This is a genomic window from Clostridium arbusti SL206, from assembly GCF_000246895.1.
Taxonomy (GTDB): Bacteria; Bacillota; Clostridia; order Clostridiales; family Clostridiaceae; genus Clostridium_I; species Clostridium_I arbusti.
Genome location: NZ_BAEV01000128.1, coordinates 1 through 9,569, shown reverse-complemented (window position 1 = coordinate 9,569; position 9,569 = coordinate 1). Strand labels below are relative to the sequence as shown.

Below are 9,569 nucleotides of genomic sequence, written 5' to 3'. Positions count from 1 at the left end.
ACACGTAGTATAATTGTAAAACTGAATAAGTAATTGATTTATATATTTAATTTTAAATCTATCTTTATACTATTTATAAAATATTATATATTATTTAATATTTATTATCAATAAAAATATATTCCATAACAATCCACATTTTAATTATACATCATATATATCTTTACAACCACTAAATATATATTATTCCCATATATATTTTAAATATTATACAAATAAGTTTTCTTAATTTTAGTGAAACATTAAAATAATATTTTATAAAATAAATTATCAATTCTTTAATATAGACTTAATAGCTGAATTATTATATATAGAATGAGGATAATTATCTGATAATCGAATTGCATATTGCCTTGCTTTACCCATATCTATATCCTTATTTATAATTGCCATATTATAAAGTACTATTTCCTCATAATCTCCCTTACTGAAATTTGTATCATAAACAGAATAAAATTTCAATGCATTTTCATAGTCCTTTAAATTTTCATAGCTAAAAGCTGTAAAATATATAATATGCGGATATAAATAACTATTACTTCCATAACTAAAAGCTTTTAAAAACTCCTTACTTCCGTTATTATAATCCCTGTTATTAAAAAAGGTTGTGCCTTGTTTATAAAAATAAACTACACCTTCATCACTTAAAAGCTTTTCTCCTTGAGATAGAATTTCCTTATAATTTATTTGTAAATTTTCATTTTTCCATTTTTCTGTGTAGTTATATACTTTTTCATAATCTTTACTATCTAAAGCTTTCTTGAATTCATCATAAGGAAATTGTATATTTACAAAATCATTATCATTATTAATATTTTTCGCTTTATTCTTCAACAAAGTCTTTTTATCATTTACATCATTACTTTTTACCTCTGTAATATCTTTATGAGAAACATGTCTTAATTTTAAGAATGTATTGGCAATAGGCTCAGCACTAATAAAAATTATAAAACAAATAGCTAAAGCACAAACACCATAAAAATAAGGTTTAATATTAATAGTAGACTTCAATTCACCATACTTAGTTAATATTTTTCTATTTTCCAATGCAGTATAGTTACACTTATCTATTTTAATAACTTTTTCAATACTTTTTTTTGCCTTTTCAAACTCACCCTGCTTTATATAGCATGTACATAAAGAATTATTTACGTTTATAATATTAAAATCACTACTCTCACATCTTAGTAATCCCTCTAAGGCTTCATTTATTTTCATGGAATTTATCTTTTTTACAGCATCTATATAAACTATAAGTTTTTCTTCATCATTTTCTAGTCCTTCAAGATACTTTTTTGCCACTTTATCCTTATTCACTTGCCAATTAAGTTTCCAAAGTGCTCTTGCACTTGTTATATCACCCTTTAAATAGTATAAAAGTCCCTTTAAGTCTATGGCTGCTTTATTTTTCATATTAGAAGAAATACTTTTTTCACATAATTTTATAGCATTTTCTATATATCCTTCTTGATAATAATTTAATGCTTTATTATAATATTTATTTGATTTGTTCATAACATCACCTTTTGTATAAGACATATAAAAATAGCCTTATTTTTTATCATGATACTCATTTCATAAGTATATACTATAAAATATCTATCTTCTAGTATAGTATATAAAAATAGATATAAAAAATAAAACCCTATTTAATTATAACTTTTACTTAATTAAATAGGGTTTTTTATATTATTATAAATTGTAGTTTCTTTAATTATAAACCAGATACATTTTTAAATATTACTCCTACTTGTTCTTCTAGTTTACAATTACTAATCAGAAGTTCACTTACCTTTATTATATTTTCTTCGCTACTATTATCCTTAATTATTTCAAATGCCTTATTATAATTTTCACTTGCTAATCTAAATAATTTTGCTGCCTCAATTATTTCACTATTATCCTTAAAAAAATCTTCAAGAAATTTTGCATTATCTTGCCTTGTATATGCAAGAGTCTCTAGTATCCATTGGCTATTAAAAATCTTTTCTTCTTGTATAGATTTTGCAAATTCTTCTATGGCATGTATTCCAGATGAAGTAGATTTACTTTTTTCTCCAATGAGGCTTTGACTATTTCTATTTAGTATTTTATTAATACTTTTATTTTTTTCTCTAGTAGTAAAAATACAAAAGCCATATCTCCATGGTTTTCTAAACTTAGAATTTAATTTATTAGTTGCATCTATAAGTTTTTGCTTAGAAACATACTTTTTTTCTTTATTGTCCCTACCCATAGTTTCATAATAATAGAAGCCTGCTCTATCATAACCTACTAGCAGTTCACTATTTGCATAAAAGCCTTCTGTTCCTAAAAGAGTAGACATATCTAGTTGAACCATTACTGGATATCCTTGTGAAATATACTCTTTCATAGTACCAATAAAAGCATTAGGACTGTATGTTGTACGATAATCCATATGAAGTCCCATAAATGGTGCTGAAATTCTCGTTCCTTCTATAGGTTCACTAAATGGTATAAAATTCTTTTTTATAGAATTAAAACTAACGCCATAAGTATATCCCATGAGAAAATTAATAGTATCTATAGATATACTTTCTTTAGGATGAATCTTATCATTTATCATTTTAAGAGCAGCCGCCTCTTGATATTGCTTTTCACTAGAAACTCCCTCTAAACCCTCTATAATAATTTTTTCAGGATATCGTGGTATTCTACCAAATTTTATAGACTTAGGTCTATAAGCCTGATCATAATATTTCTTTTGATAAAAATTAAAGATTAAAAGATATAAAAATATAATAACTATTATTGCTACCACAATAGTGGTGATAATATTAAGTACCATAGCTTATTTCTCCTTTATCTGCAAGATTACTTATCCATTAATATAAATCAAGACTATCTCTTAAAACTTGAGATAGTCTTAACTTACCATATTACAAAAACCTTTACATGACTACTCTGTTAAATAAACTTCACTCTCATTATAGTACTTATTTTAAGAATCCGCCAATATAACCAAGTATTCCTAGGGCAAACATTCCAAATATTATTGCAATAGCACTAACTTTCTTCTTTAATAATTTCATGCATAAGAAAGTTAATAATAATGGTAATAATCCAGGAATTAATGAATCTAACATGCTTTGAACAGTAGTAACAACCATTTTACCATCGGAACCTTTAACTGATGAAATTACCAATGGTACATTTATATTAGTCCATTTGCAAACCAATGCTCCCATTATGAAAAGTCCTACTATTGATGCACCTTCAGTTATTTTCTGTAATGTATTGCCAGCTGCTTCGGATACTATTGATGTTCCCTTTTCATATCCGTAATGAACACCATACCACAATGTTAATATTCTAATAATATTAAATGGTATGAAAAATAGTAAAGGTCCAACTATACTTCCAGTAAGAGCTATTGATGCACCTAATGCTGCAAAAACCGGTCTTAATGTTCCCCAGAATATAGGATCACCTACCCCTGCAAGAGGTCCTATAAGTCCTATTTTTACACCACTAATAGCTGCATCATCAATTGGAGCACCATTTGCTTTTTGTTGTTCCATAGCTGCTGTAACACCCATGATAGGTGCAGCCATATATGGTTGTGTATTAAAGAATTCTAAATGTCTCTTTAATGCTGCCGCTTGGTCATCCTTATTCTTATACAATCTCTTTATAGCTGGAATCATAGACACACAAAATCCCATACTCTGCATTCTTTCAAAGTTAAATGAACCGAGTAACCACCATGAACGCCAGAACATACTCTTTAAATCACTTTTAGTTAATTTATTCTCACTCATATTAAAACCCCCTTTTACAAATCATCTAATTCGTCATGAACCTGAACTTGGCTATACTTAGGATTCAGTTGTATATAGAATATAGCTGCGCATACACCAATTATACCGAAACCAACAAGAGTAAATGTAGTAAATGCTGCAATTGCAAAACCAACGAAGAAGAATGGCATTAAGTATTTTGCTTCCATCATGTTAATTACCATAGCATAACCAACAACAACTATCATTCCACCAGCGATCTGTAATCCTCTTGTAATAGGTACTGGAATTGCTGCAAGCATTGATTCAACACCACTAGTTCCTGCTACTGCTGCTACTAGTGCAGCCGGTATTGCAATACGAAGTCCCTGAAGCAGAAGTGATGTAAAATGAGCTATTTCTATTCCTCTAAAATTAGCCTCTTCAGCATATTTATCTGAAAGATGCTGAAAAAATACAGCTATAGTTCTAACAAATATAGTTAAAACCTGCCCTGCTGCTGCAATTGGTATGGCAACAGCTATACCCGAAGCTATTGGTTGATGTCCAGTTATTACTAGTATTGTAGCTACCACACTAGCAAGTGCACTATCTGGCCCCATAGCGGCTCCAACATTCATCCAACCTAATGCTAAAAGTTCCAAAGTACCTCCTAAAATAATTCCTGTTCTTATGTCCCCTAGCACAAGGCCAACTAATGTACAAGCAATTATTGGTCTATGGGTTTCCATTGAATCAAGTACGCTTCCCATACCAGTTATCATTGCAACAACAAGGACTAAAATAAATTGAATAGTAGACATGTATAATCCCCCTTTTTTATATATTACATTTCTTTCTAGCCCTTTATCCTTACCTTTATCCAATAACTATTTTCTATAATATTAACCTTAAAAAAGTTAATAATAACAGCAATACATTCCTAGATAAGTTAGAGTATAAAAACTCCCATTAAGTAAGATTCATTGATATTAGGACTATAAAAGTTATATCAGAAAAGATTCTCCCTTATAATGGCCTAACATAGTATTATTCCTCTTTAATTTATATAGGGAGATATCTTTTATGAACAGTTAAATAGCAAGTGTAAATTGTATATTATAAATCTTTTATTTTAGTCATTACATCAACTCTTGAATCACTTGCAATTTTTCTTAATTCAAGTTCAATTCCCAATTCATGCATTTTCTTTAGAGCTTCAACATCCTCTGCTCCAAGAGATACTGCACTGCTAATCTGAGTTCTTCCTTCTTTATAACACATTCCTCCAAGATTTACAGACTTAATATCCATGCCACCCTCAACAAGTCTTAACACATCTACTGGATTTGTACACAGTATTAATGCTTTAAAAGAATTATATTTTGGATTTTTATAAACTTCCAGTGCCTTTTCAATAGGTAATACATAAGCTTTTATTCCTGGAGGTGCAACCTGTAAAATTAATGTCTTTCTCAAAGTGTCTTTAGAAACTTCGTCACTACAAATTATTATTTTATTACATTTTGATTCTTTTACCCAAACAGTTGCAACCTGTCCGTGTATTAATCTGTCATCAACTCTTACAAAATTTATATCCATTTTAAATTCCTCCTCTTAATTTTTGATAAATTATATTTAATCGTTATCATTAAATATCTTACAAAATTTAATATAATTGCCTTATGAATCTATTATAAGTTATATTTATTCTCTATTTCACCTTATTAGAGTTCATCACTATCTGCTTGTAGTAAGGTTTCCTTTAATGATTTTACTCCTTCACCTGCTGCTTGTTTAGCTATACCAACTAATTCTTCAATGTTTGAAAAACTTCTAGCTCCATATACCTCAAGTAGCATGGGCAAATTAATTCCAGTAACAATATCCATATTATTATTTTCTGCTACTATTCTACTTGCTGCATTGAATGGACTTCCTCCAAATAAATCTACTAGAAAAAGTACACCATCCTTTGAATCCAACTTTTCTAATTCTTTTTTATACTTTTTCACAAGATCGTCCGGACCCTCTCCTGGTTCAAAAGTAACCGCTGAAACGTTTTCTTGTTTGCCAAATATCATTTCAGATGATCTTAATATCTCCTGTGAAAACTTACCATGAGTTCCTATAATTATGGCAGCCATTCTCATCCCCCCTTGTCTTTTATAATACTAAGTTGCTTACACTTATTTATATAGCAACTACCGTGCCAAATTTGTGTATCAAAAAAGTAAAATTCACAAAGCCACCATTTCATTGACTTTGTGAATATTTTTTTATTTGTAAACCTTGTCATTGATACACTTATTCTATTTTTAATACTCTACATGTTATTTAATACATTTATTTAAGCATTTCTGATATATAACATATCTCATCTTCACTAAGTTCTACATTTATTGAGCTTCTAAACAATTTATTTGCTTCATTTATGCTATTAACAATTTTTTTATCTAGTTTATTTTTATCATCTTTATATACTAAGCCATCTCTAATTACCATTCTTTCTAAGGCGCACCCTACATGTACCATTAATCTAATACGAAGCGAATTATTAAACTTTATATTTACTTTTTTCTCCAATACACTTATAAAATCAAATAATACACTAGTTACTTTCGATGGATTAAGATATGTTAAAAATTGATTTAAGCTATCTTCACATATCTTTTTGGATACTACATTCTCCTCTTTTTCTTCCACGAAGGAATTTTTATTATTTACTATATTCGATAGTATAGCTTCTCCATCCCCACCTATCAATGATTCTATAGAAATAAACGGCACCTCAATTTTAGGATCTAAAACACCAACTGAAGCTATAATTTTATATCTTTTTTCAATATTTTTTATACTTTCTGAAAGTGTTCTTATACCGATAGGAATTACCTCTATTGTATTATTTTCCTTATTCGCTACTATATTTTCAACTATATCCTTTAGTTTTTCTGCTGTCCCTTCACCAGTTGAGCAAATAGTAATTATAGCTTTATACTTTTTAGTGTCAGTGTCAGTTTCTGCTACTTCTCTATTACCATATCCTCTAAAATCTTTTATTGAATAATAAATACCTTCTATATCCATATCCAAAATATTGGCTTTTCTAATAGCTTCTAATACCATAGGTGTAGACACCATGTCTACAGTTCTCACTTTAATACCTGTTTTTTCAGATATTACTGTGCCAAAATTTGCAAGTGATCCCATATCCACTAAAAGCAAAACACCCTTTCCTCTATCAATCTCTTTAGCTTTTTCTATTAATCTCTCCAATATTTCTGTAGGATTAACTTCTAGAGGCATATCTAAAGCTTCTATATTACTGCTTCCTAAAAGTTTTTTAGCCACATCTACCATACTTGTAGCAGTGCTACTTCCATGAGTAGCTACAATTATAGCTACATGCTCATTATTCTTTTCTTCTTGAATAGAGCTTAATAATAGAGTTAAATATGTTACTTCAATTTCGGGAACTACTATATTAAATCTTTTTTCCAGCATTTGCTTTATTTCTAATGCTATATTGAATTCCTCTCTCTTATCATCAATAATTCCATCTATACTTGTATATTTTAAAGTTTTCTTTGTTTTTAATCTATTTAGAAAAGAACTTAAATGCAGACTTAAAGCATATAAAAATCTATACGTCAACTTTTTATCAACTTTTTTTTCAATCATATCCATTACTTCTTCTGAAAACTTTAAAATGTCTTCATCTACTATTTTCAGTATTTTATTTCTATCATTTTCATTATTCTTAACTCTATTATAGAATGATTTAATATGGACATTAATATCCGTTGTTATAAAATTATTTATATATTCTTTATCTGCTCCGCCCTCTTTCAAAATAGCAGCTTTATCCTCTATTATTTTATATAGATTGAAAGGCAAATCATAGGAATCTGTATCACTTAGCTCATTGTATCCATCTGCCGTTATAATTAATTGATTATCTAAGTAATTTGATATCTCCTCCATTTCCTTTCTTTTTCCAGTTAGATAAAATAATCCATTCTTTATGTCAGTTGGAAGACTTTTAAAATCTATTTCAATATAATCTTTGTCATTCATACTATTTAAAAATCCTTTTGCACATATTAACTGAATATTAGATTTTACTTGTCCAACATTACCATATGAAGTACTACCGATAAGTGCCTTTACTACCTCATCTTCTATTTTTATAGTCTTATTCACCCTATGTGCTTCATTAGAAAATAAAAACTTTATTAAATCTATTTTATCTTTTACAGTTCTATCTTCAAAACTTGGTATAGTTATAATTATCGGTATTCTTCTTATAAATGTCTTTAGTAATGATGAATTTGGATCTTCAGTAGTAGCACCAATTATTAAAACACAGGAGTCTCTATTTCTTTCAGTCTCCCCTAACCTGTTGAATTTACCTGTATCCATAAAGTAAAATAACATTTCCTGACCTTCTGGTGGCAGCCTGTGTATCTCATCAAGGAACAAAATTCCTCCATTAGCTTTTTCAACAATTCCAGCTTTATCTCCGTCAGCTCCAGTGTATGCACCCTTGGTATGCCCAAATAAATGAGATATTAAAAGTTGAGGGTTATTATAATAATCGGCACAGTTAAATACAATAAAAGGTGAATCCTCGTTAAGCTTATTAACATATCTAGCTTGATTATACATCATACTTGCAAATAAAGTCTTACCAACACCTGTTTGACCAACAATTAAAGTATGCAATCCATTAGGTGGATACAGTATTGCAGCTTTTGCCTGTTCAATTTGATTCTTTAAGCTTGTCTTAGAACCTATAAGCTTATCAAAAGGTGAATTTTCACTATTTCCATTATTGTTTTTTGAGAAAAGTTCATCAATTTCTTTGACTTCTATAGACGTAGCTTCTAATTTTTTATCTAAAATTCTCTCAACACATTTTTTATCAATATACAATACAGGTCTAGACTTTATTTTTATTATTTTATCCATTCTAAGTAGTCCATTTAATTCCATACTCACATTATTTCTAAGTATATTCAGATTTTCTGATATTTCAGCTGCACTAAAACCACCTTTATCCTTCAAATTTTCCAAATCAAAAGCTTCTGTTATTTTAGTAATGTACTGATATATCTTTTCTATTCTTTTCATTCAATCACTTCCTTATATTAATACACTTAATCTTATTGTATTATCATTTTTATTATAGAATGTATCAACTACGCTTTTCAACTTTTATGCAAAAATATATTTTTAATTAGAATAAATCATCTTACATAATGCATAATAAACAACATAAATTAATTCTCAATTCTTAATTAATATTATTATTTATGGTTCTATTTCTAATAAATTTATGATAAAGTTATAATACGTTTAGGAGGTTATTATGAAAAATTATAATAATTTAAAAAAGGAAGATTTAAAAGGCAAACTTACAAAATTACAATATAAAGTAACTCAAGAAAATGCTACAGAAACACCTTTTGAAAATGAATACTGGGACTTTGAAAAGGAAGGTTTATATGTTGATGTCTGTACTGGTGAACCTTTATTTACATCAAAGGATAAATTTAACTTTGGATGTGGATGGCCTAGCTTTTCAAAGCCAATAGACTCAGAAAATATAAAAGAAATTTTAGATACATCTCATGGTGTAGTAAGAACAGAAGTTCGAAGCAAACATGGAGATTCTCACTTAGGGCATGTTTTTAATGATGCACCTAAAGAAAAAGGTGGTCTAAGATATTGCATAAACAGTGCTTCATTAAAATTTATACCTAAAGATGACCTAAAAAAAGAAGGATACTCAGACTATATAGATCTTTTTAATTAAAAATATATTAT

8 protein-coding genes are annotated in these 9,569 nt (G+C 28.5%); 1 reads left to right on the top strand and 7 read right to left on the bottom strand.

Annotation, left to right across the window (positions count from 1 at the left end; all coding sequences use genetic code 11):
• Nucleotides 1–270: 270 nt before the first annotated feature.
• The 7 genes from RH99_RS16475 to RH99_RS16445 form a co-directional block, all read right to left on the bottom strand.
• Nucleotides 271–1,515 (bottom strand): tetratricopeptide repeat protein, encoded by a 1,245-nt coding sequence (locus tag RH99_RS16475; protein ID WP_026038532.1) that lies wholly within the window; start codon nt 1,513–1,515, stop codon nt 271–273.
• A 199-nt stretch (nt 1,516–1,714) separates the two neighbouring features.
• The gene (locus RH99_RS16470) at nt 1,715–2,809 is read right to left on the bottom strand and encodes a cysteine peptidase family C39 domain-containing protein (protein ID WP_010240791.1); all 1,095 of its coding nucleotides are present in this window, start codon (nt 2,807–2,809) and stop codon (nt 1,715–1,717) included.
• A 148-nt stretch (nt 2,810–2,957) separates the two neighbouring features.
• Nucleotides 2,958–3,782 (bottom strand): PTS mannose transporter subunit IID, encoded by an 825-nt coding sequence (gene manZ / locus RH99_RS16465; protein WP_010240790.1) that lies wholly within the window; start codon nt 3,780–3,782, stop codon nt 2,958–2,960.
• Between the two features lie 14 nt (nt 3,783–3,796).
• Entirely contained in the window at nt 3,797–4,564 is a 768-nt protein-coding gene (locus RH99_RS16460; RefSeq protein ID WP_010240788.1) for a PTS mannose/fructose/sorbose transporter subunit IIC, read from the bottom strand.
• Nucleotides 4,565–4,859: 295 nt separating this feature from the next.
• Entirely contained in the window at nt 4,860–5,342 is a 483-nt protein-coding gene (locus tag RH99_RS16455; RefSeq protein WP_010240787.1) for a PTS sugar transporter subunit IIB, read from the bottom strand.
• 125 nt (nt 5,343–5,467) lie between these two features.
• Entirely contained in the window at nt 5,468–5,887 is a 420-nt protein-coding gene (locus RH99_RS16450) for a PTS sugar transporter subunit IIA (protein ID WP_010240786.1), read from the bottom strand.
• A 199-nt stretch (nt 5,888–6,086) separates the two neighbouring features.
• Nucleotides 6,087–8,873: a sigma-54-dependent transcriptional regulator gene (locus RH99_RS16445; protein ID WP_010240785.1), complete on the bottom strand. Its 2,787-nt coding sequence runs from the start codon at nt 8,871–8,873 to the stop codon at nt 6,087–6,089.
• Nucleotides 8,874–9,111: 238 nt separating this feature from the next.
• On the opposite strand from RH99_RS16445, the gene msrB reads away from it, so the two are divergent.
• Nucleotides 9,112–9,558, top strand: coding sequence for a peptide-methionine (R)-S-oxide reductase MsrB (msrB, locus tag RH99_RS16440; RefSeq protein WP_010240784.1), 447 nt, complete (start codon nt 9,112–9,114; stop codon nt 9,556–9,558).
• The last annotated feature ends 11 nt before the right edge of the window (nt 9,559–9,569 follow it).

What these genes read in the sequence shown, in the direction of transcription:
- RH99_RS16475 (WP_026038532.1), bottom strand. Translation starts at nt 1,515, where the DNA reads ATGAACAAATCAAATAAATATTATAATAAAGCATTAAATTATTATCAA.
- RH99_RS16470 (WP_010240791.1), bottom strand. Translation starts at nt 2,809, where the DNA reads ATGGTACTTAATATTATCACCACTATTGTGGTAGCAATAATAGTTATT.
- manZ (WP_010240790.1), bottom strand. Translation starts at nt 3,782, where the DNA reads ATGAGTGAGAATAAATTAACTAAAAGTGATTTAAAGAGTATGTTCTGG.
- RH99_RS16460 (WP_010240788.1), bottom strand. Translation starts at nt 4,564, where the DNA reads ATGTCTACTATTCAATTTATTTTAGTCCTTGTTGTTGCAATGATAACT.
- RH99_RS16455 (WP_010240787.1), bottom strand. Translation starts at nt 5,342, where the DNA reads ATGGATATAAATTTTGTAAGAGTTGATGACAGATTAATACACGGACAG.
- RH99_RS16450 (WP_010240786.1), bottom strand. Translation starts at nt 5,887, where the DNA reads ATGGCTGCCATAATTATAGGAACTCATGGTAAGTTTTCACAGGAGATA.
- RH99_RS16445 (WP_010240785.1), bottom strand. Translation starts at nt 8,873, where the DNA reads ATGAAAAGAATAGAAAAGATATATCAGTACATTACTAAAATAACAGAA.
- msrB (WP_010240784.1), top strand. Translation starts at nt 9,112, where the DNA reads ATGAAAAATTATAATAATTTAAAAAAGGAAGATTTAAAAGGCAAACTT.